The sequence below is a fragment of the Paraburkholderia heleia NBRC 101817 genome, assembly GCF_000739775.1.
GTDB classification, from domain to species: Bacteria; Pseudomonadota; Gammaproteobacteria; order Burkholderiales; family Burkholderiaceae; genus Paraburkholderia; species Paraburkholderia heleia.
Window position 1 is genome coordinate 146,233 of sequence record NZ_BBJH01000013.1, and the last position, 20,649, is coordinate 166,881.

Sequence of the window (20,649 nt, forward strand, 5' to 3'; positions counted from 1 at the left end):
TGTGATCATGGCATATAGCGACAAGGTTCTGGACCACTACGAAAACCCGCGCAACGTCGGCTCGTTCGCCAAGGACGACGACGCAGTGGGCACCGGCATGGTCGGCGCGCCGGCGTGCGGCGACGTGATGAAGCTGCAGATCCGCGTGGGCGCGGACGGCGTGATCGAAGACGCGAAGTTCAAGACCTACGGCTGCGGCTCGGCGATCGCTTCGAGCTCGCTCGTGACCGAGTGGGTGAAGGGCAAGACGCTCGACCAGGCGCTCGACATCAAGAACACGCAGATCGCCGAAGAACTGGCGCTGCCGCCGGTGAAGATCCACTGCTCGATTCTCGCGGAAGACGCGATCAAGGCAGCGGTTGCGGATTATCGCCAGCGTCACACGACGGAAGCGAAGGCCGACGCGGCGTAAAGCGCAGCGCTGCGGCGCAGTAGATGCAGGACGGCGTCGGACCGGCAGGTTCGGCGCCCTGTGACTAACGATTCTGGATGCAGCAGGGTTGCGTCGCGACGCAAGGCAAGGCGAAAGCCCAACCGGCGGCGCGAGGCGCGGCGAAGATGCTATGGCAATTACGTTGACTGAAAAAGCGGCACAGCACGTGCAAAAGTACCTGACCCGTCGCGGCAAGGGCGTGGGCCTGCGTCTCGGCGTGCGCACGACGGGCTGCTCGGGCCTTGCATACAAGCTCGAGTACGTCGACGAACTCGCGCCCGAGGACAACGTCTTCGAGAGCCACGGCGTGAAGGTCATCGTCGACCCGAAGAGTCTCGCCTATATCGACGGCACGCAGCTCGACTTCGTGCGCGAGGGCCTGAACGAAGGCTTCCGGTTCAACAACCCGAATGTGAAGGACGAGTGCGGCTGCGGCGAGTCCTTCCGCGTTTGAGCCCGCGTAGAGCGGTGAAAAGGCGGCCTGTGCCGCCTTTTTGATTTTGATGGCCGCGCGTCAGTCCCCTTCAGCCTTTCATAGCCCCACCCGAACGTTCCAGCCGATGAGCACGCCTTCCACGCCTTCCCGCTCGCTCTCCGATAGCCACTTCGTGCTGTTCGGCCTGCCCGAGCAGTTCGAGATCGATGCGAACGCGCTCGATCATGCCTACCGCACGGTGCAGGCGCAGGTGCATCCCGACCGCTTCGCCGCGGCCGGCGAGGCGCAAAAGCGCATCGCCATGCAATGGGCCACGCGCGCCAACGAGGCGTATCAGACGCTGCGCGATCCGCTCAAGCGCGCGAAGTACCTGCTGCAGCTGCGCGGCATCGATGTTGGCGCGGAGAACAACACCGCGATGGAGCCCGCGTTCCTCATGCAGCAGATGGAGTGGCGCGAGGCGATCGAAGACGCGGTCGGCGCGAAGAACGTCGATGCGCTCGACGCACTCGCGGGCGAACTGCGCGACGATGAACGCGTGCGCTTCACGAAGCTCGCGGCGCTGCTCGACAGCGGTTCGAACCAGCCCGCGGCCGAGGCGGTGCGCCAGCTCATGTTCATCGAGCGCGTGGCGGGCGAAATCGACTCGCAGATCGAGCGGCTCGAAGGCTGACGCCGTGCGCTGAAACGGATATCGGGCGCTCGCGCCTACCAGGTAAAAAAGCAGGTTTAAAAGCAGATTACACAGATGGCCTTACTGCAAATCTCCGAACCCGGCATGGCGCCGGCGCCGCATCAGCGGCGACTCGCCGTCGGCATCGACCTCGGCACGACGAACTCGCTGGTCGCCGCGGTGCGCAGCGGCGTGCCCGACGTGCTGCCCGACGAGGACGGCCACGTGCTGCTGCCCTCGGTCGTGCGCTATCTCGCCAACGGTGGCCGCCGCATCGGCCGCACGGCGAAGGCGCAAGCCGCCACCGACCCGCGCAATACGATCGTGTCGGTCAAGCGCTTCATGGGCCGCGGCAAGTCCGACGTCGAAGGCGCGGCCAACGCGCCGTACGACTTCGTCGACGCGCCGGGCATGGTGCAGATCCAGACTGTCGACGGCGTGAAGAGCCCCGTCGAAGTGTCGGCGGAAATTCTCGCGACGCTGCGCCAGCGCGCCGAAGACACGCTCGGCGACGAGCTCGTGGGCGCCGTCATCACGGTGCCGGCATACTTCGACGAAGCGCAGCGCCAGGCGACCAAGGACGCCGCGCGTCTTGCGGGCCTGAACGTGCTGCGTCTGCTAAACGAGCCGACTGCGGCGGCGATCGCGTACGGGCTCGACAACGGCGCCGAAGGTCTCTACGCGGTCTACGACCTCGGCGGCGGCACTTTCGACTTGTCGATTCTCAAGCTCACGAAGGGCGTGTTCGAAGTGCTGGCGGCCGGCGGCGATTCGGCGCTCGGCGGCGACGATTTCGACCATGCACTCTTCGCTTACGCGCTGGAGCAGTCCGGCGTCGAGCGCGCGTCTCTCGCGCCCGAAGACGTCCGTTTGCTGCTCGACCGCGTGCGCGACGCGAAGGAAGCGCTCTCGAGCGCGCCCGAGGCGCGCATCGAGGCGACCCTGTCGAGCGGCCGGCAGATCGCGCTGACGATCGACGAGCCGCGCTTCGAAGCGCTCACGCAGGCGCTCGTGCAGCGCACGCTCACGCCGACGAAGAAGGCGCTGCGCGACGCGAAGGTGGCCGCGAAGGACGTCAAGGGCGTGGTGCTGGTTGGCGGCGCGACGCGCATGCCCGTGATCCGGCGCGCCGTGGAGCAGCACTTCGGCCAGGCGCCGCTCACGAATCTGGACCCGGATCAGGTCGTCGCGCTCGGCGCGGCGATCCAGGCCGACCTGCTCGCGGGCAACCGCGGCGGCGACGACGACTGGCTGCTGCTCGACGTCATTCCGCTTTCGCTCGGCGTGGAGACGATGGGTGGCCTCGTCGAGAAGATCATCCCGCGCAATTCGACCATTCCGGTCGCGCGTGCGCAGGACTTCACGACCTTCAAGGACGGCCAGACGGCCATGGCGATTCACGTGGTGCAGGGCGAGCGCGAGCTCGTCGCCGACTGCCGCTCGCTCGCGCGTTTCGAACTGCGCGGCATTCCGCCGATGGCGGCGGGCGCGGCGCGCATCCGCGTGACTTACCAGGTGGATGCGGACGGCCTCCTGTCGGTGTTCGCGCGCGAGCAGCTCTCGGGTGTGGAGGCCTCGGTGGTGGTGAAGCCGTCCTACGGTCTCGCCGACGACGACGTGGCCCGCATGCTCGAAGACAGCTTCAAGACCGCCGAAGTCGACATGCGCGCCCGCGCGTTGCGCGAGGCGCAGGTCGAGGCGCAACGCATCATCGAAGCGACGGGTGCCGCTTTGGGCGCCGACGGTGAACTGCTCGACGAAGCCGAGCGCGCGCAGGTCGACGCGTTGATCGCCGCGCTGGCGCAACTCGCGCAGGGCGAGGACGCCGGCGCGATCGAAGCCGCGACGAAGGCGCTTTCCGAAGGCACCGACGAGTTCGCAGCGCGCCGGATGGACAAGGGCATCAAGCGCGCGCTGGCGGGCAAGAAGCTCGACGAGATTGGCTAAAGGCGCGGTTAAAGGCGCCGCTACAGCCTCAACAGCTTAAAGGCGAACGCGTCGTTAGCAAACGGCGCACGCGTGCGTGCTTTCCCGATGTGGCCGAGCGCGCACCGACAGTAGAATGGGCACATGCCGCCGTCGGAGGCGGGGCATGCGCCCGATATGAAAGTTATTGGATACGGAAATCACAATGCCTCAAATCGTGGTGCTGCCCCATGTCGAACTGTGTCCTGAAGGCGCGGTCATCGACGCCAGGCCGGGCGAGAGCGTGTGCGATGCGCTGCTCGAACACGGCATCGAAATCGAGCACGCATGCGAAAAGTCGTGCGCCTGCACGACCTGTCACGTAATCGTGCGCGAAGGTTTCGATGCACTCGTGCCGTCCGGGGAAGATGAAGACGATCTCCTCGACAAGGCGTGGGGCCTCGAGCCGACGTCGCGGCTGTCGTGTCAGGCCATCGTGCCCGAGAACGACGACCTGGTGGTCGAGATTCCGCGTTACTCGATCAACCACGCGAAAGAAAACCACTGAGCCATTGAAGACAAGGAGGAGCGCGCAGCCATGAAATGGACCGATACGCAGGACATCGCGATGGCCTTGACGGACACCCATCCCGAAGTGGATCCGCAGTACGTGCGCTTCACCGATCTGCACCGCTGGATCACCCAGCTCGACGGTTTCGACGACGACCCCGAGCGCTCGAACGAGAAGATTCTCGAAGCGATCCAGGCCGCGTGGATCGAAGACGCGGACTACTGATTCCCGGCACGCCCCGCAAGGAGTCAGAGACGAGAAAAAGGCGATTTGCCATGACGGCAAATCGCCTTTTTTACTGCGCCGCCGGCTTCAGCGCGTTCAACCCGCGACCAGCGTGCCGTTCTCCACACGCACGCGCTCGCCTTGCTGGAACGGTGGCGCCTCGTGATATGTGAAGTAGCGCGTCTTGCCGTTCTCCATGCGCACGCGCACCGAATAACTTGTCGTGCTGCGCAGGTGTTTTTCGACCGAGTTGCCCGCGAAACCGCCGCCCAGCGCGCCGAGCAGCGTCATGGCCGTGCGGCCGTTGCCCGCGCCGAACTGGTTGCCGACCACGCCACCCGCCACCGCGCCGCCTACCGCGCCGATACCGGTGCCGTGGCCTTCATGCTTGACCTCGGAAATCGCGACGACCGTGCCGCACGTCGAACATGCGGGCTGGGCGGGCGGTGCTTCCTGCGCGTATTGCTGCTGCGCAGGCTGCGGCGGCTGGGCAGGCTGTTGACCGTACTGCTGCGCCGGGGCGACGGGCACGGCCGCCTGCTGTTGAGCCTGTGCTGGGGCCGGCTGCGTTTCGGCGGGCGCATTCGGCTCGTTCTGCGCATATTGCGAGGCCTGGACCGGCTTCGTCGAGTCGACGACCGGCGGCTGTGAGGCCGTCTGCCCCGTCTGAACCTGGGCGCTCTGTTCGGCGGTGCTGGAAGCTTTCGGGAAAACGCCGGTGATGGCTGCGGTGGCCGCGAGACTCGCGACGATGACGGCTGCCGCCGCGGTTGCGATCAGCGGATGGAGACGGCGTTTCGGTGTGGTCGAATCGGTTGTGTTCATGACAGGCTCCGTCTTTGGCAGAGTTGGCTCTCTTGTGCGACCCAGTGTGAGCCAATCCAGGTCTGTGGGCGTTTCAATTTGTAACCCCGCGCGGCGAGTGCGGACAGACGACGAGGGCGGGGTCGTCGCGCAGCGTGGCTCAGCGCGGTTTTCCGCGCTGGCGCAATTGGGGTACCCGTCCCGGCCGCCGCGCCAGTCGGCAGATTTTACCGATGGTTACAAACATGTGCGCTCAGCGGTCCAAAAGAAACGGGGCGCATACGGCGTGAACCGCATGCGCCCCGTCGTATCAGGACCATGGTCCGCTTAGTCTTCGCGGCGCAGGTGCGGGAAGAGGATCACGTCGCGGATGCTTGCGCTGTCCGTGAGCAGCATGATCAGACGGTCGATGCCGATGCCGCAGCCGCCCGTCGGAGGCATGCCGTATTCGAGTGCGCGGATATAGTCGGCGTCGTAGAACATCGCTTCTTCGTCGCCGGCGTCCTTCTGCTCCACCTGCTTCCTGAAGCGCGCGGCCTGGTCTTCCGGATCGTTGAGCTCCGAGAAGCCGTTGGCGATCTCGCGGCCCGTGATGAAGAGCTCGAAGCGCTCGGTGATACCGGGCAGCGTGTCCGAGGCGCGCGCGAGCGGCGAGACTTCGACAGGGTAGTCGATGATGTAGGTCGGCTCCCACAGCTGCGACTCGGCCGTCTCTTCGAAGAGCGCCAGCTGGAGCGAGCCCACGCCCGCGTTCAGGAACGCCGGCTGGTTCGTGTCCACGCCGAACTTCTTGAGTTCCGTACGCAGGAAGGCGGCGTCGGCAAGCTGCTCGTTCGTGTATTGCGGCGCGTACTTCTGGATCGCCTGCTGGATCGTCAGGCGATGGAACGGCTTCGAGAGGTCGAGTTCACGGCCCTGATACGTCAGCACGGCGGTGCCGCTCGCGTCGATGGCGGCCTGGCGGATCAGCTGCTCGGTGAAGTCCATGAGCCACGCGTAGTCGGTGTACGCGGCGTAGAACTCCATCATCGTGAATTCCGGATTGTGACGCGGCGAAACGCCTTCGTTACGGAAATTCCGGTTGATCTCGAACACGCGCTCGAAGCCGCCCACGATCAGGCGCTTGAGATACAGCTCGGGTGCGATGCGCATGAACATCTGCATGTCGAGCGCGTTGTGGTGCGTGACGAACGGCTTCGCGGCCGCGCCGCCCGGGATCGGGTGCAGCATCGGCGTTTCGACTTCCATGAAGCCCGCGTCGGCCATGAAGCGGCGCACGGAGGAGATCGCCTTGGTGCGCGCCTGGAACGTCTGACGCGCTTCCGGCGTGACGATCAGGTCGACATAGCGCTGGCGATAGCGCATTTCCTGGTCGGAGAGGCCGTGGAACTTGTCCGGCAGCGGACGCAGCGCCTTCGAGAGCAGGCGCAGTTCCGTGCAGCGCACGGAAAGCTCGCCCTTGTTCGTGCGGAACAGCACCCCTTGGGCCGCGACGATGTCACCGAGATCCCACTTCTTGAACGCCTCGTAGGTGGCCTCGCCCACGTCGGCGGGCGTGATGAAGAACTGGATCTGGCCCGAGCCGTCGCGCACCGTGGCGAAGCTCGCCTTGCCCATCACGCGCTTGAGCATCATGCGGCCGGCGATGGCGACTTCGAGCGGGTTCGCTTCGAGCGCGTCCTTGTCGGTGTCGGCGTAGTCGCGCGCCAGGTCGGCGGCGTGGTGGGTCGGGCGGAAGTCGTTCGGATAGGCGACGCCTGCCTCGCGCAGCGCGCGCAGTTTCTCGCGGCGCTCGGCGATGATCTGGTTGTCGTCGAGTTCGGGCGCGGCGCTGGGCGCGCTCTGCTGGGTCGGTTCGGTCATGATGGCTCGGAGTTCTTTGTTTCGCAGGTGTTTCGGCGAGTTTTCGGGGCTGCGGCCCCGGCATGGTCCTTCGCGGGACACGGCGCGCATCGCGCGCAGACAAGCGGACTTCGGTTCCTGCCGCGCGTCGCGCACCTCGCGGTCGTTGCGGGCGGCGCGGCAGGAGAGGGCGGCATGCGGTGAACTGCAGCACCCGTGGCGTGCGGCAAGCTTACACGCCCTGTTTCAGGCTTGCGCTGATGAAGGCGTCGAGATCGCCGTCGAGCACAGCCTTGGTGTTGCTGATTTCGACGTTGGTGCGCAGGTCCTTGATACGGCTGTTGTCGAGCACGTAGGAGCGGATCTGATGACCCCAGCCCACGTCCGACTTGCCCGCTTCGAGCTTGTCCTGTTCCGACTGGCGCTTGCGCATCTCGGCCTCGTACAGGCGCGATTTCAGCATGGCCATGGCTTCGGCGCGGTTACGGTGCTGCGAGCGGTCGTTCTGGCACTGCACGACGATGCCCGACGGCACGTGCGTGATACGCACGGCGGAGTCGGTCTTGTTGATGTGCTGACCGCCCGCGCCCGAAGCGCGATACGTGTCGATGCGCAGATCGGCCGGATTGACTTCGATCTCGAACGAATCGTCGATTTCCGGATACACGAACACCGACGAAAACGACGTATGACGCCCGCCCGACGAGTCGAACGGCGACTTGCGCACGAGGCGGTGAATGCCGGTTTCGGTGCGCAGGAAGCCGTAGGCGTATTCGCCTTCGACCTTGATCGTCGCGCTCTTGATGCCGGCCACGTCGCCTTCGGATTCTTCGAGCACTTCGGTCTTGAAGCCCTTGCGCTCGCAGTAGCGCACGTACTGGCGCAGCAGCATGGACGCCCAGTCGCACGCCTCGGTGCCGCCGGCGCCGGCCTGGATGTCGATGAACGCGTTGTTCGGGTCGGCCGGATTCGCGAACATGCGGCGGAACTCGACGTCGGCGACGCGCGCTTCGATTGCGTGAGCGTCGGTTTCGACGGCGACGAGCGTGTCCTCATCGCCTTCCTCGCGGGCCATCTCGAAGAGATCCTGGGTATCGCGCGTGTCGTTCTCGATGCCGTCGAGCACGTGCACGACGCCCTCGAGCAGCTTCTTTTCCTTGCCGAGACCCTGGGCGTGTTTGGAGTCGTTCCAGACGTTGGGGTCTTCGAGTTCGCTGTTGACTTCGACGAGCCGTCGGGCTTTTACGTCGTAGTCAAAGATACCCCCGTAGCTCGCCCGCGCGCGTGCGCAGGTCGGCCAAAAGGGCTTCGATCGCGTTGAGACGTTCCGCTTCCATTTGTATCGTGATCCGGCGTGTAAAACATTGAATTATAGCCGATTGAACCCGGATCAAGGGCGGCGCGGGCCGTTCGGGCGGCCCGCGCTTTTGCGCGCAACGTGCAGTTAAAAGCAGGTTCAGAGCGCAGCGTGCTCCACCACGAGCTGCACGCGCGACACGCCGTTCCAGGTGTCGCGCACGAGGCGGTAGGCGACAGTGGTGTGCTGCGGCAGCGACTCCGTGTGGTTGAACCAGATCGCGTTGAAACGCTGGCGTCCGCGCAGCAGTTGCAGCTTGAGGTGCTTGTCCTTCACGAGCGCCTGCGAGGCCACCTCGAATTCCCCTGAAAAGACCGGCGCCGGGAAGCCCTGGCCCCACACGGCGGCGTCGAGCATCTCCACGAAATCGGGCGTGAAGTAGGCGTCTTCGAGATCGCCGTCGGTTTCGACCGTGCGCGCGAGCGCTTCTTCGGTGAGCCACTCGCGGCCCACGCGCTCGAAGGCAGCAGCGAAGCGCGGCACGTCGGCGGCGGCGATCGTCATGCCCGCGGCCATGGCATGGCCGCCGAACTTCTGGATCAGACCGGGCTCGCGCTTGCTGATCAGATCGACCGCGTCGCGCAGATGGAAACCGGGGATCGAGCGGCCCGAGCCCTTCACGAGTGTGCCGTCCTCGTCGGCCGGCGCGAAGGTGAACGAGGGGCGGTGAAAACGCTCCTTGAGCCGCCCCGCGACGATGCCGATCACGCCCTGGTGCCAACCTTCGTTAAAGAGCGTGAGCGTGGCCTTGCCTTGCGGATCGACGTCAGCGAGATCGGCGAGCGCCTGCTGCTGCATGCCGGCTTCGATCTCGCGGCGCTCGCGGTTCATGCCGTCGAGCTGCTGTGCAAGTTCCCACGCGCGGCCCACGTCGTCGGTGGTCAGGCACTCGATGCCGAGCGACATGTCAGAGAGCCGGCCCGCCGCGTTCAGACGCGGCCCGAGCGCGAAGCCGAAGTCGAAGCCGGACGCACTTTTCGCGTCGCGGCCCGCCGCGCGAAAGAGCGCGGCGATACCCGGCTGCATGCGGCCGTTGCGCACGCGCTGCAAGCCTTGCGCGACGAGCACGCGGTTGTTGCAGTCGAGCTTGACGACGTCGGCGACGGTGCCGAGCGCAACGAGATCGAGCAGTCCATCGAGGCGCGGCTCGGGCTTCCCGCCGCTGAACGCACCGCGCTTGCGCAATTCCGCGCGCAGCGCGAGCAGCGTGTAGAACATCACGCCCACGCCCGCGATGCACTTGCTCGGAAACTCGCAGCCCGGCTGGTTCGGATTGACGATGGCGCGCGCGTCGGGGAGCGTGTCGCCGGGCAGGTGGTGGTCGGTCACGAGCACCTCGATGCCGAGCGCGTTGGCGGCTTCCACGCCTTCCACGCTGGCGATGCCGTTGTCCACCGTGATCAGGACATCGGGCGGCCCGCCCTTGCGTTGCGCGGCAAGCGCGACGATCTCGGGCGTGAGCCCGTAGCCATACTCGAAGCGGTTCGGCACGAGATAGTCGATCTGCGCGCCGAACATGCGCAGGCCGCGCACGGCCACGGCGCACGCCGTCGCGCCGTCGCAGTCGTAGTCGGCGACCACGAGCAAGCGGCAATCCGCTTCGATCGCATCGGCGAGCAGCGTGGCGGCCTCGTCGAGGCCCTTCATCCCGGCAGGCGGGATGAGGCGGGCAAGGCCGGTTTCGATTTCGTCGGGCTGGCAAATGCCGCGCGAGGCGTAGAGGCGCGCTAGCACCGGATGCAGGCCGTGGCGCACGAGCGCTTCGGTGTCGGCGGGCGAGCAGGCGCGGGTGACGATTCGGGTCATGCGGGGCGGCGGAAGAAAGAGGTCATTCGGGAATCATTCGATAAAGAGCGACGCGAACAGGCGGCGTCGCCAGAACTTGCGCAAATCGCCGCGCGTGACGGACAGCGTGACCGAGCCGGTGTCGCCGCACAGCGTGAGGTCGAGCGCGGCGAGCGCGCCCGTTTGCAGCGCGGCGAGCGCGGGCGCGAACCAGTCGCGCTCCAGTTGCGCGAACGCGGCGTTCCAGCGGCCCCAGTCCTGCTGGATGAAGGCTGCTGAAAACGGATCGAGTTCGACGAGCGTCGCGCCCGCGCCGGAGCCGTTGTCGAGCGAGGCTGCGAGCGCGGCGAAGGTCGCGGGCGCGGCGCCGACTTCCGCCTTCGCGGCGAGCGCCAGGCCGCGCGTGGCGGCCGCATCGGAGCGCACGCGCGCATAAGGGCTCGTGACGGCGCGCAGTGCGCCTTGCGCGTGGAACCAGATCGAATTGACGGCGGGCAGGCCGCGCGCTTCGCGTGCCTCGTTCACGGGATGCTCGAACCACGCCATCTGCACTTCGTTCTGCACCTTCATCCAGGCGCGCGATCGCTGGCCCGAATGGGCCTCGTGCGGCAGCCAGATCTCGATGTTGCGGCCGCTCGCGCGCAAGGGCGACGCGCCCGCGAGCGTGCCGAACGCCGCCGACGAGAGATACCAGCGCTGCGGCGTCGGGGCCTCGATGCGCACGCCCAGTTCTTCGATCAGCGGCCGGGCGACGGTGTAAAGCGTGGCGGCGTCGCTATCGGCGAGTTCCAGCGACGCAGGGTCGATCAGCACCAGATGATCGTGCGCGATGCGCACATGCACGGGCTGCACGCACGCCCATGTGGCGTCGCCGGGCGTCCCGCCGTCGGCGAGCAGCATGTAGGGCGCAAGTGGCGCTTCGTCGTCGGCGGCGGGCGCGGGCTTTGCGTCGCTCGCGTTCGCGGGGCCGAGCGCGCCGAACTGGCGCGCAACCCAGCGCTCGTGGGGCAGCGTGCGCTGGAAGTCCTCGCCGATCACCTGCTCGCCGAGTGTCGCGCGCGCAACCAGTTTCGCGAGCGCCGGGTATTCGAGGCCCGCGAGCGCAGTGGAGGCGGCTGCCGCAGAAGGCAAGGCAAAGGGAACAAGGAGATGGAGTCGGTCGGCGGGCATGATGGTGCGCATTGTACTTCGGCGCTGCGCATGCCGGGCCGCCCTCGGGCGCGCCGCAACGGCTCCGCGTTGCCCCCGTTATTCGCGTGCAGCGGCACTTGTGGACGAAATGTGGCTCGAAGGAGAGGGCGGGCAAACGCCCCCCGGCGGTGGGGTACTCAGGCGTGAAAATTCGCGGAAACCCCGTCGAATGTCCGTGGAGGGCCGCCAGTGTGGCAAACTTCGCGGTTGATCGCCGCCCAACCCGGCACGATATTCTCCGGCGCGTCCGGCGCGCGGGCCCCAGGGCCAATACGGCGCCGGAGCGCAACGAAGACGCAAAAGGATTCGCTTGAAACTTCCCTACGAATGGCAGATAGGCTGGCGCTATACCCGCGCCGGCAAACGCACGACCGGCAACGGGTTCATCTCGTTCATCGCGCTCATTTCGATGTCGGGCATCGCGCTCGGCGTCGCGGCGCTGATCGTCGTGCTCTCGGTGATGAACGGCTTCCAGCGCGACGTGCGCGACCGCATGCTCTCCGTGCTCGCGCACATCGAGATCTTTTCGCCCACGGGCACGATGCCCGACTGGCAGCTCACGGCGAAGGAAGCGAAAACCAATCCCGAAGTCATTGGTGCGGCGCCTTACGTCGACGCCCAGGCGCTGCTCACGCGCGGCGACAGCGTGAACGGCGTCGCGCTGCGCGGCATCGAGCCTTCCGAGGAGCCGCAGGTCTCGGACATCGGCAAGGAAATGAAGGCGGGCAGCCTGAACGACCTCACGCCGGGCAGCTTCGGCATCGTGCTTGGCGCGGATCTCGCCGTGAACCTGGGCGTGACGGTGGGCGACAAGGTCACGCTCGTCGCACCCGAGGGTTCGATCACGCCGGCCGGCATGCTGCCGCGACTGAAGCAGTTCACTGTGGTGGGCGTGTTCGAATCGGGCCATTACGAGTACGACAGCACGCTCGCGCTCACCAACATCCGCGACGCGGAGGTGCTCTATCGCCTCGGCGCGCCAAGCGGCGTGCGCCTGCGCCTGAAGGACATGCAGCGCGCACCGGCGGTGGCGCGCCAGCTCGTGCATACGCTCTCGGGCGACCTCTATATCCGCGACTGGACGCAGCAGAACAAGACCTGGTTCTCGGCCGTGCAGATCGAAAAACGCATGATGTTCATCATTCTCACGCTCATCATCGCGGTGGCGGCATTCAATCTCGTTTCGTCTCTCGTCATGACCGTCACCAACAAGCAGGCCGATATCGCGATCCTGCGCACGCTCGGCGCGCAGCCGGGCTCGATCATGAAGATCTTCGTCGTGCAGGGCGTGACGATCGGCTTCGTGGGCACGGCCATCGGCATCGCACTTGGTTGCCTGATCGCATGGAGCATTCCATGGAGCGTGCCGGCGATCGAGCATCTGCTCGGCATTCAGTTCCTGCCGCCTTCGGTGTACTTCATCAGCGAGCTGCCTTCGGAACTCGTGGCGTCCGACGTGATCCGCATCGGCGCGATCGCCTTCGTGCTGTCCGCGCTCGCCACGCTCTATCCGAGCTGGCGCGCGGCCAAGGTTCGTCCCGCGGAGGCGCTGCGCTATGAATGACCGTCAATCACTGATCGCCGCGGCGGGCGACTATCCGTACGTGCTCGAAGCGCACGGCGTCTCGAAGGTGTTTGGCCAGGGCCCGCTTGCAGTGCAGGTGCTGCACGACACCGATCTGAAAGTGAAGCGCGGCGAGAAGCTCGCCGTGGTGGGCGCGTCGGGCTCGGGCAAGAGCACGCTGCTGCATGTGCTCGGCGGACTCGACGAGCCGGGCGCGGGCAAGGTCTCGGTGCTCGGCAAGCCGTTCACCGAGTTGTCAGAACGCGAGCGCAACGAACTGCGCAATCGCGCACTGGGCTTCGTCTATCAGTTCCACCATCTGCTGCCGGAGTTCTCGGCGCTCGACAACGTGGCGATGCCGCTGCGCATACGCCGCATGACGCAGGAAGACGCACGCACCGAAGCGATGCAGATCCTGGAGCGCGTGGGCCTCTCGCATCGCGCGCGCAACCGGCCGGGCGAGCTGTCGGGCGGCGAGCGCCAGCGCGTGGCGATCGCGCGCGCGCTGGTGACGAAGCCCGCCTGTGTGCTCGCCGACGAGCCCACGGGCAACCTCGACGGCGCGACGGCCGATACGGTCTTCAACCTGATGCTCGAACTCTCCGACCAGTTCGATACGAGCTTCGTGATCGTCACCCACGATCCCGACCTTGCGGCGCGCTGCGACCGCATCGTGCGCCTGCGCGACGGCATGCTGCACGAGGAACCGGTCGTGCCGGTCTGAGCCTTCCCGCGAGCGAGCGCCATGTGGACCGATACGCACTGCCATCTCGACGCCGCCGAGTTCGATGCCGACCGCGACGCGGTCGCGTCGGCGGCGCACGCAGCGGGCGTGTCGCGCATCGTGATCCCGGCGGTCGCGCGCGAGAACTTCTCGACGGTTCGCGCGCTCGCGCACCGCACCCCGGGCGCGCGCTACGCGCTTGGCATCCACCCGCTCTATACGCCGAAGGCGCGAGACGACGACCTTGACGTGTTGCGCCGCGAGATCGAGGCGAGTCTCGACGATCCGCGCTTCGTCGGCATTGGCGAGATCGGGCTCGATTACTTCGTGCCGGGCCTCGACGAGGCCCGGCAGCAGCACTTCTACGATGCCCAGCTGCGCCTGGCGCGCGAGTTCGGCTTGCCGGCGATTTGCCATGTGCGCAAGTCGCAGGATCAGGTGCTCAAGGGGCTGCGCCGCAACGGCGTGACGAGCGGCATTGCGCATGCGTTCAACGGCAGCTTCCAGCAGGCGCGGGCATTCGTCGATCAAGGGATGCATCTGGGCTTCGGCGGCAATCTGACGTTCGAGCGCGCGCTACAGATCCGCAGGCTCGCGCAGCAGTTGCCGCTCGAAGCCATTGTCCTGGAAACCGATGCGCCGGATATCCCGCCCGCCTGGCTTTATCGCGAGCGCAACACCCCCGACCAGGTGCCGCGCATCGGTACCGTGCTCGCAGGGTTGCGGGGCGTGAGCCCCGAAGAACTCGCCCTTGGCACGACGGCTAACGCGGCGGCTGCGCTGCCGCGGCTCGCGCTTTCGTCTGCATAATCGTTTCCGGGGTGGCGTGCACGACGTGCATTCGGCGCGGGGCGATTGACGCAGTCCGTGCATCCGGCCCCTCGTTGCGAGGAGGCAGGATGCGGGCGATGTGGTGCGGGTTTGCGCTGGGCGTGATCGTCTTGCAGCGACAGGCGGCGTTGCCGGGGCGGGGCGCGTGGGTCGGGCTCGTTCTGGCAACCGTGCTTGCGGCGGCGTGGGCGGTTTGGGCGCTCGGCGCCGCTGCACCGGCGGATGAATCTCACGAAGCGGCTCGCCGCGGTGGCGGCCTGTTTTACGGGCGACGCTGGCGCACGGCGAGCGGCTGGGCGGCGGTATGGCTTGCGGCGGGATGTGCGGGTTTTGGCTACGCGGCCTGGCGTGCCGAAACGAGGCTTGCAGAGGTGCTTCCCTCTGCCTGGCAGACGCGCGATCTCTACGTCACCGGCTATCTCTCCAGCTTGCCTTCTTACGGAGCGAACGGCGCGAGCTTTCTCTTTCGCGTCGAGTCGTGGGAAGCGAGCAAAAAAGCGCGCACAGCCGCCATCCGGCTGCCGCAATTGATCCAGCTCTCCTGGGTGGCGCGCGAAGCGCCGCTGCCGCCGCTTGTGCCCGGCGCGCGCTGGCGCTTTGCCGTGCGGCTCAAACGCCCGCATGGCAACGGCAACTTCGGCCTGCGCGACACGCAAGCCGCGCTGCTCGCGCGCGGCGTGCGCGCCACCGGCTATGTGAGCGATCCGGAGCATGCCGTGCGTCTCTCCGTCGACGCCTCCGGCATCGGCGTGCGCATCGAGCGGGCGCGCGCCGCGCTGCGGGCGCGCATCGATGCGGTGCTCGGCGATGCGCCGCATCGCGGCGTCGTCATCGCGCTCGCCACGGGTGCGCAGGACGCGGTCAGCGACGCGGACTGGCGTCTCATGCGCAATACGGGCACGAGCCATCTGGTGGCGATTTCCGGGCTGCATCTCGGGTTCGTCGCGGGGCTCGCTGGGTGGGTCGCGGGTGCGCTGTGGCGGCGCGCGAGCTGGCGCGGCATCGAGGCGCCGCTCCTCGTGCCCGCGCAGAAGGTTGCGGTCGCGGGCGCGTTGCTCGCGGCGGGCATCTATGCCGCGCTCGCCGGCTTCAATGTGCCGGTGCAGCGCGCGCTCTGGATGCTGGCGGTCGTGGCGCTCGCGCTGTTCACCGGGCGCGAAGTCGCGCGTTCGCACGTGCTGGCGTGGGCGCTCGGGCTTGTGCTGCTGCGCGAACCGTGGGCGGTGACGGCAGCCGGATTCTGGCTCTCGTTTTGTGCGGTCGGGGCGATTCCCTTTGCTGCGAGCGGCGTGCCGCGCCTGCACCGGGACGCGCCGCAGGACTTTTCCGCTGACGACACCGATCCGATGCGCGACCGGGTCGAGCCGACCGCAGAGCCAGCCACGCGCGTCGGCTGGCTTCGGCGTCTCGTCCCCATGGATTTTCCGCGAGGCGGCTGGCATGGGGTGATACGGCGCATCGCCTCGCGCTTGTGCGATAGCGCTCGCGTGCAATGGGCGGTGACGTTGGCGCTCGCGCCGCTCACGGCCTGCTGGTTTGCGCAAATACCGCTGATCGGACCGTTCGCCAACGCCTTGGCGATTCCCTGGGTGAGCATGTTCGTCACGCCGCTGGTCATCGGGAGCGCGGCGCTGCCCGCGCCGATCGATGCGTTCGCGCTACGTGCGGCTCATACCTGCCTCGACGGGTTGGCCGCGGCGCTAGGCGCCCTCGAAGGCCTGCCGTGGGCGGTTCTACGTTTGCCGCAACCCGAAGCATGGCCGCTCGCCTGCGCGGCCGTGGGCGTCGCCTGGTGGCTTGCGCCGCGCGGCTGGCCGCTGCGCTGGATCGCGCCGTTCACGTGGCTGCCGTTACTGGTGCCTGCGCCCACGGGGCCCCCGCAGGGCGCTTTCCGGCTCACGGCGCTCGACATCGGGCAGGGCACGTCGGTGCTGGTCGAAACCGCCCGGCACCGGCTGCTCTTCGACGCGGGCCCGGGGCCCGAATCGACCCAGGCGGGCGAGCGGATCGTCGTGCCGTATCTGCAAGCGCACGGCATAGGGCGTCTCGACACGTTGATGATCAGCCACGACGATTCCGATCATTCCGGCGGCGCGCAGGCCGTGTTCGATGCCGTTGACGTGGGGGAATTCGTGGCAGGCATCCTGCCCGCGCATCCGCTCTGGGCGAGCGCGCGCACCAACGGCGCGCAGACCGTGCAGTGCGCCGCCGGACAGCGCTGGCGGTGGGACGGCGTCGACTTCGAGGTGCTCTGGCCCGACCCCGGGCCGCTCACGGGCAAACCCAACGCGCATTGCTGCGTCCTGCGGGTGACGACGGCGGCGAGCGCCACGCGCGAAACACAAGCGGGCGCGGTTTCCGCGCTGATCGCCGCCGACATCGAGGCGGGCGTCGAGCGCACGCTGATCGCGCGCGACCCCGCGCGGCTGCGCGCGCAGGTGCTCGTCGTGCCGCATCACGGCAGCCGGACCTCGTCGACTGAACCGTTCCTCGATTCTGTCTGGCCGCTCGTCGCGATATTTCAGGTAGGCTATCTGAACCGCTTTCATCACCCGCATGCGGGCGTCTACGCGCGCTACGCGTCCCGCCAGATCGTGCTCGCGCGCAGCGACGCCGACGGCGCCGCGCGCGTCGAGGGGCGGCCCGGCGCGCTCGCCGTGGAGCGCTTTCGCGATACGCAGCGGCGCTACTGGATGGAACCGCCGACGCAGGACTGACGCGCCGGGCCGATAGCAGCGCGAGCGAAAGCGTGAACGACGAACGAGATCAACAAAATAGAGAGACACGCCGCCTTTGAAAAACGTCATCCATTTCTCGCACGCGAACGGTTTTCCGGCCTCGACGTATCGCACGTTCTTCGCCGAGCTGGGCGACAACTACGAGCTGCGCTACATCGAGCGCATCGGGCATGACGCGCGCTTTCCGGTCACCCGTGACTGGCCGCATCTCGTCGAGCAACTGCTCGACGACATTGGCCGCACTTACGAGGAGCCCGTGTGGCTCGTCGGCCATTCGCTCGGCGGCTATCTTTCGCTGATGGCCGCGCTGAAAAAGCCGCAGTGGGTCAAGGGCGTCGTGATGCTCGATTCGCCGGTGATCGCGGGCTGGCGCAGCAGTATGCTGCGGGTCTCGCAGTGGACCGGCCTCGACGAGCGCCTGTCGCCTGCCGCCGCCACGCGCACGCGCCGCACGAACTGGGCGAGCCGCGACGAGGCCTGGCGGCATTTCCATTCGAAGGCGGCGTTCGCGCGCTGGGACGAGCGCGTGCTGTCCGACTATATCGACTTCGGCATTCCCCAGACTTCGGTGGACGGCAGCCGCACGCTCGCCTTCGACCGCCATACCGAATACATGATCTACCGCACGCTGCCGCACACGCTCGGCGCGCGGCTCGTGCACGGGTCGCCCGTGCCGGTGAGCTTCGTCGCGGGCACGCAGTCGCGTGAGGTGCGCCAGGTCGGGCTTGCTGCAACACGGCGCATTGCGGGCGAGCGCTTCGAGTGGATAGAGGGCAGTCATCTGTATCCCATGGAGCGCCCGATCGAGACCGCGCGTGTGGTGCAGCGCATGCTTTACGCCATGGAAAACGGAGCCTGAGCGCCGGCTTTCCGGCGCGCTTGCGTGCGGGGCTGGGGAGCGCGCAGGGCAGCGTAGCGCACATCGCGTTCGACCCCCATCCGGCTCGCTCAAAATTCAGGGTTAGCCCTTGCTTTCAGGTATAATCCGTTTTTCCCGCGAGCATCCAGCGATGACCAAATATGTTTTCGTCACCGGCGGCGTAGTTTCCTCCCTTGGCAAGGGTATTGCCGCCGCCTCCCTCGCCGCGATCCTCGAATCGCGCGGTCTGAAAGTCACCCTCCTCAAGCTCGATCCCTACATCAACGTCGACCCCGGCACGATGAGCCCGTTTCAGCACGGCGAAGTGTTCGTGACGGAAGACGGAGCGGAAACCGACCTCGACCTCGGCCACTATGAGCGCTTCATCACGACGAAGATGCGCAAGGCCAACAACTTCACCACGGGTCAGATCTACGAATCGGTGATCCGCAAGGAACGCCGCGGCGACTATCTGGGCAAGACCGTGCAGGTCATTCCGCACATCACCAACGAAATCCAGGCGTTTATCGAACGCGGCGCGGCATCCGCGACGTGCGGCGAGCCGGATGTCGCGATCGTCGAAGTGGGCGGCACGGTGGGCGACATCGAATCGCTGCCGTTCCTCGAGGCCGCGCGGCAGATGAGCCTGCGCCTGGGCCGCAACAGCGCGTGCTTCGTGCATCTCACGCTCGTGCCGTTCATCGCCACGGCGGGCGAGCTCAAGACCAAGCCTACGCAGCACAGTGTGCAGAAGCTGCGCGAAATCGGTATCTATCCGAACGTGCTCCTGTGCCGCGCCGACCGCCGCATTCCCGACGACGAGCGCGCGAAGATCTCGATGTTCTCGAACGTGCCCGAAGACGCCGTGATCTCGGTGTGGGACGCCGACAGCATCTACAAGATCCCGCAGATGCTGCATGACCAGGGCCTCGACTCGATCGTCTGCGACGAGCTGAAGCTCTCGGCCCGGCCCGCCGATCTGTCGATCTGGGCGGAAATGGTCGAGAAGCTCGAGCATCCCAGGCACGAAGTCACGATCGGCATGGTCGGCAAGTACGTCGACCTGACCGAGTCGTACAAGTCGCTCATCGAGGCGCTGCGCCACGCGTCGATCAAGACCTCGGCGAAGGTGAACATCGAGTACATCGACTCCGAGCAGATCGACGAAGAGGGGGTCGAGAGTCTCAAGCATCTCGACGCGATCCTCGTGCCGGGCGGTTTCGGTCGTCGCGGCACCGAAGGCAAGATCAAGGCCATCCAGTACGCCCGCGAAGCGAAGGTGCCGTACCTCGGCATCTGCCTCGGCATGCAGCTCGCCGTGATCGAATTCGCGCGCGACGTGGTGGGCCTGAAGCACGCGAACAGCACGGAATTCGATCCGGACACGCCCGACCGCGTCGTCGCGCTCATCACCGAATGGGCCGACCGCGAAGGCAAGGTCGAGAAACGCAGCGAAGAGTCGGACCTCGGCGGCACGATGCGCCTCGGTTCGCAGCGCTGCCCGATCAAGCCCGGTACGCTCGCGGCGGAAATCTACGGCAAGGACGTGAACGAGCGTCACCGCCACCGTTATGAAGTCAATAACGGCTACGTGCCCAAGCTCGAAGCCGGCGGCCTTATCATCAGCGCCCGTACGCCGACTGAAGATCTGCCGGAAATGATGGAATTGCCGCGCGACATGCACCCGTGGTTCGTCGGCGTCCAGTTCCACCCGGAATTCACGTCCACGCCGCGTGACGGCCATCCGCTCTTCAAGGCGTATGTCGAAGCGGCAGTCGCGCACCATGAGGCGCGTGCCGAGGAGAAAGCATGAATCTGTGCGGTTTCGAGGTAGGTCTGTCCAGGCCGTTCTTCCTGATCGCGGGCACCTGTGTCGTCGAATCGGAACAGATGACGATCGACACGGCGGGCCGCCTGAAGGAAATCACGTCGAAGCTCGGCATTCCGTTCATCTACAAGTCGTCTTACGACAAGGCCAATCGTTCGAGCGGCAAGTCGTTTCGCGGCCTCGGGATGGACGAGGGCCTGCGCATCCTTGCCGAAGTGAAGCGTCAGCTCGGCCTGCCCGTGCTGACCGACGTGCACACGGAGGAAGAGATCGGGCCCGTGGCGTCGGTCGTGGACGTACTGCAAACGCCCGCGTTCCTGTGCCGCCAGACCGACTTCATCCACGCGTGCGCCCGCTCGGGCAAGCCTGTGAACATCAAGAAAGGCCAGTTCCTCGCGCCGCACGACATGAAGAACGTGATCGACAAGGCTCGCGAAGCCGCGCGCGAGGCGGGGCTTTCCGAAGACCGCTTCCTCGCCTGCGAACGTGGTGTTTCGTTCGGTTACAACAACCTCGTCTCGGACATGCGCTCGCTCGCTATCATGCGCGAGACGGGTGCGCCGGTCGTGATGGATGTGACCCATTCGGTACAGTTGCCGGGCGGGCAGGGCACGAGCTCGGGCGGTCAGCGCGAATTCGTGCCGGTGCTGGCGCGTGCGGCCGTCGCCACAGGCGTGGCGGGTCTCTTCATGGAGACGCACCCGAACCCCGCGCAGGCGAAGTCCGACGGCCCGAACGCCGTGCCGCTGAACCGCATGGCCGACCTGCTCGAAACTCTCGTGACGCTCGACCAGGCGGTCAAGCGCACGCCGTTCCTCGAGAACGACTTCAACTGAGCAGGAATCACGTAGTACGGCGCGCCGCTTCGATTGCATGAGCGGCG

The 20,649-nt window shown here is 66.7% G+C and carries 18 protein-coding genes; 13 read left to right on the forward strand and 5 right to left on the reverse strand.

All coding sequences use genetic code 11. The features are described from left to right. The first annotated feature begins 7 nt into the window (after window positions 1–7). From iscU to iscX, 6 genes are all read left to right on the forward strand, one after another. A complete protein-coding gene (gene iscU / locus BHE01S_RS13795; protein WP_028216879.1) occupies window positions 8–412 on the forward strand; it encodes a Fe-S cluster assembly scaffold IscU in 405 nt (134 codons plus the stop codon). Between the two features lie 151 nt (window positions 413–563). Then, window positions 564–887 carry an iron-sulfur cluster assembly protein IscA gene (gene iscA / locus BHE01S_RS13800; protein ID WP_028210067.1) on the forward strand — a complete coding sequence of 108 codons (324 nt, stop codon included), beginning with the start codon at window positions 564–566 and terminating at the stop codon, window positions 885–887. 106 nt (window positions 888–993) lie between these two features. Further along, window positions 994–1,542: a Fe-S protein assembly co-chaperone HscB gene (gene hscB, locus BHE01S_RS13805; RefSeq protein ID WP_042264869.1), complete on the forward strand. Its 549-nt coding sequence runs from the start codon at window positions 994–996 to the stop codon at window positions 1,540–1,542. Between the two features lie 75 nt (window positions 1,543–1,617). Further along, the gene (gene hscA / locus BHE01S_RS13810; protein ID WP_042264871.1) at window positions 1,618–3,489 is read left to right on the forward strand and encodes a Fe-S protein assembly chaperone HscA; all 1,872 of its coding nucleotides are present in this window, start codon (window positions 1,618–1,620) and stop codon (window positions 3,487–3,489) included. 184 nt (window positions 3,490–3,673) lie between these two features. Further along, window positions 3,674–4,015, forward strand: a complete 342-nt coding sequence (fdx, locus tag BHE01S_RS13815; protein ID WP_042264873.1) for an ISC system 2Fe-2S type ferredoxin — start codon at window positions 3,674–3,676, stop codon at window positions 4,013–4,015. Between the two features lie 30 nt (window positions 4,016–4,045). After that, window positions 4,046–4,243: a Fe-S cluster assembly protein IscX gene (gene iscX / locus BHE01S_RS13820; RefSeq protein ID WP_028204168.1), complete on the forward strand. Its 198-nt coding sequence runs from the start codon at window positions 4,046–4,048 to the stop codon at window positions 4,241–4,243. 96 nt (window positions 4,244–4,339) lie between these two features. Here iscX and BHE01S_RS13825 read toward each other — a convergent pair whose 3' ends face one another. The 5 genes from BHE01S_RS13825 to BHE01S_RS13850 form a co-directional block, all read right to left on the reverse strand. Next, window positions 4,340–5,068: a glycine zipper 2TM domain-containing protein gene (locus tag BHE01S_RS13825; RefSeq protein WP_042264877.1), complete on the reverse strand. Its 729-nt coding sequence runs from the start codon at window positions 5,066–5,068 to the stop codon at window positions 4,340–4,342. 306 nt (window positions 5,069–5,374) lie between these two features. Beyond that, entirely contained in the window at window positions 5,375–6,910 is a 1,536-nt protein-coding gene (gene lysS / locus BHE01S_RS13830) for a lysine--tRNA ligase (protein ID WP_042264879.1), read from the reverse strand. A gap of 211 nt (window positions 6,911–7,121) precedes the next feature. Further along, window positions 7,122–8,226 (reverse strand): peptide chain release factor 2 gene (gene prfB / locus BHE01S_RS13835; protein WP_110383967.1). Its coding sequence is split into 2 segments (ribosomal slippage): window positions 7,122–8,144 and window positions 8,146–8,226, totalling 1,104 coding nucleotides; the frame shifts between segments, so codons are not numbered across the junction. Window positions 8,227–8,345: 119 nt separating this feature from the next. Beyond that, entirely contained in the window at window positions 8,346–10,052 is a 1,707-nt protein-coding gene (recJ, locus tag BHE01S_RS13845) for a single-stranded-DNA-specific exonuclease RecJ (protein ID WP_042264884.1), read from the reverse strand. Window positions 10,053–10,085: 33 nt separating this feature from the next. Further along, complete coding sequence (locus tag BHE01S_RS13850; protein ID WP_042264886.1) at window positions 10,086–11,213, reverse strand: hypothetical protein; 1,128 nt, start codon at window positions 11,211–11,213, stop codon at window positions 10,086–10,088. A gap of 319 nt (window positions 11,214–11,532) precedes the next feature. On the opposite strand from BHE01S_RS13850, the gene BHE01S_RS13855 reads away from it, so the two are divergent. The 7 genes from BHE01S_RS13855 to kdsA all read left to right on the forward strand — a co-directional run bounded on the left by BHE01S_RS13855 (window position 11,533) and on the right by kdsA (window position 20,602). Beyond that, on the forward strand, window positions 11,533–12,786 hold the full coding sequence (locus tag BHE01S_RS13855; RefSeq protein ID WP_042264889.1) for a lipoprotein-releasing ABC transporter permease subunit: 1,254 nt from the start codon (window positions 11,533–11,535) through the stop codon (window positions 12,784–12,786). Beyond that, window positions 12,779–13,510: a lipoprotein-releasing ABC transporter ATP-binding protein LolD gene (lolD, locus tag BHE01S_RS13860; RefSeq protein ID WP_042264891.1), complete on the forward strand. Its 732-nt coding sequence runs from the start codon at window positions 12,779–12,781 to the stop codon at window positions 13,508–13,510. The genes BHE01S_RS13855 and lolD overlap by 8 nt, the downstream gene beginning before the upstream one ends. Before the next feature lie 21 nt (window positions 13,511–13,531). Beyond that, entirely contained in the window at window positions 13,532–14,320 is a 789-nt protein-coding gene (locus BHE01S_RS13865; protein WP_042264893.1) for a TatD family hydrolase, read from the forward strand. Between the two features lie 89 nt (window positions 14,321–14,409). After that, window positions 14,410–17,058 (forward strand): ComEC/Rec2 family competence protein, encoded by a 2,649-nt coding sequence (locus BHE01S_RS13870; RefSeq protein WP_042264896.1) that lies wholly within the window; start codon window positions 14,410–14,412, stop codon window positions 17,056–17,058. A gap of 76 nt (window positions 17,059–17,134) precedes the next feature. Then, a complete protein-coding gene (locus BHE01S_RS13875) occupies window positions 17,135–17,938 on the forward strand; it encodes an alpha/beta fold hydrolase (protein ID WP_042264897.1) in 804 nt (267 codons plus the stop codon). 151 nt (window positions 17,939–18,089) lie between these two features. Then, the gene (locus tag BHE01S_RS13880; RefSeq protein ID WP_042264900.1) at window positions 18,090–19,751 is read left to right on the forward strand and encodes a CTP synthase; all 1,662 of its coding nucleotides are present in this window, start codon (window positions 18,090–18,092) and stop codon (window positions 19,749–19,751) included. Next, on the forward strand, window positions 19,748–20,602 hold the full coding sequence (kdsA, locus tag BHE01S_RS13885; RefSeq protein ID WP_042264902.1) for a 3-deoxy-8-phosphooctulonate synthase: 855 nt from the start codon (window positions 19,748–19,750) through the stop codon (window positions 20,600–20,602). The genes BHE01S_RS13880 and kdsA overlap by 4 nt, the downstream gene beginning before the upstream one ends. The last annotated feature ends 47 nt before the right edge of the window (window positions 20,603–20,649 follow it).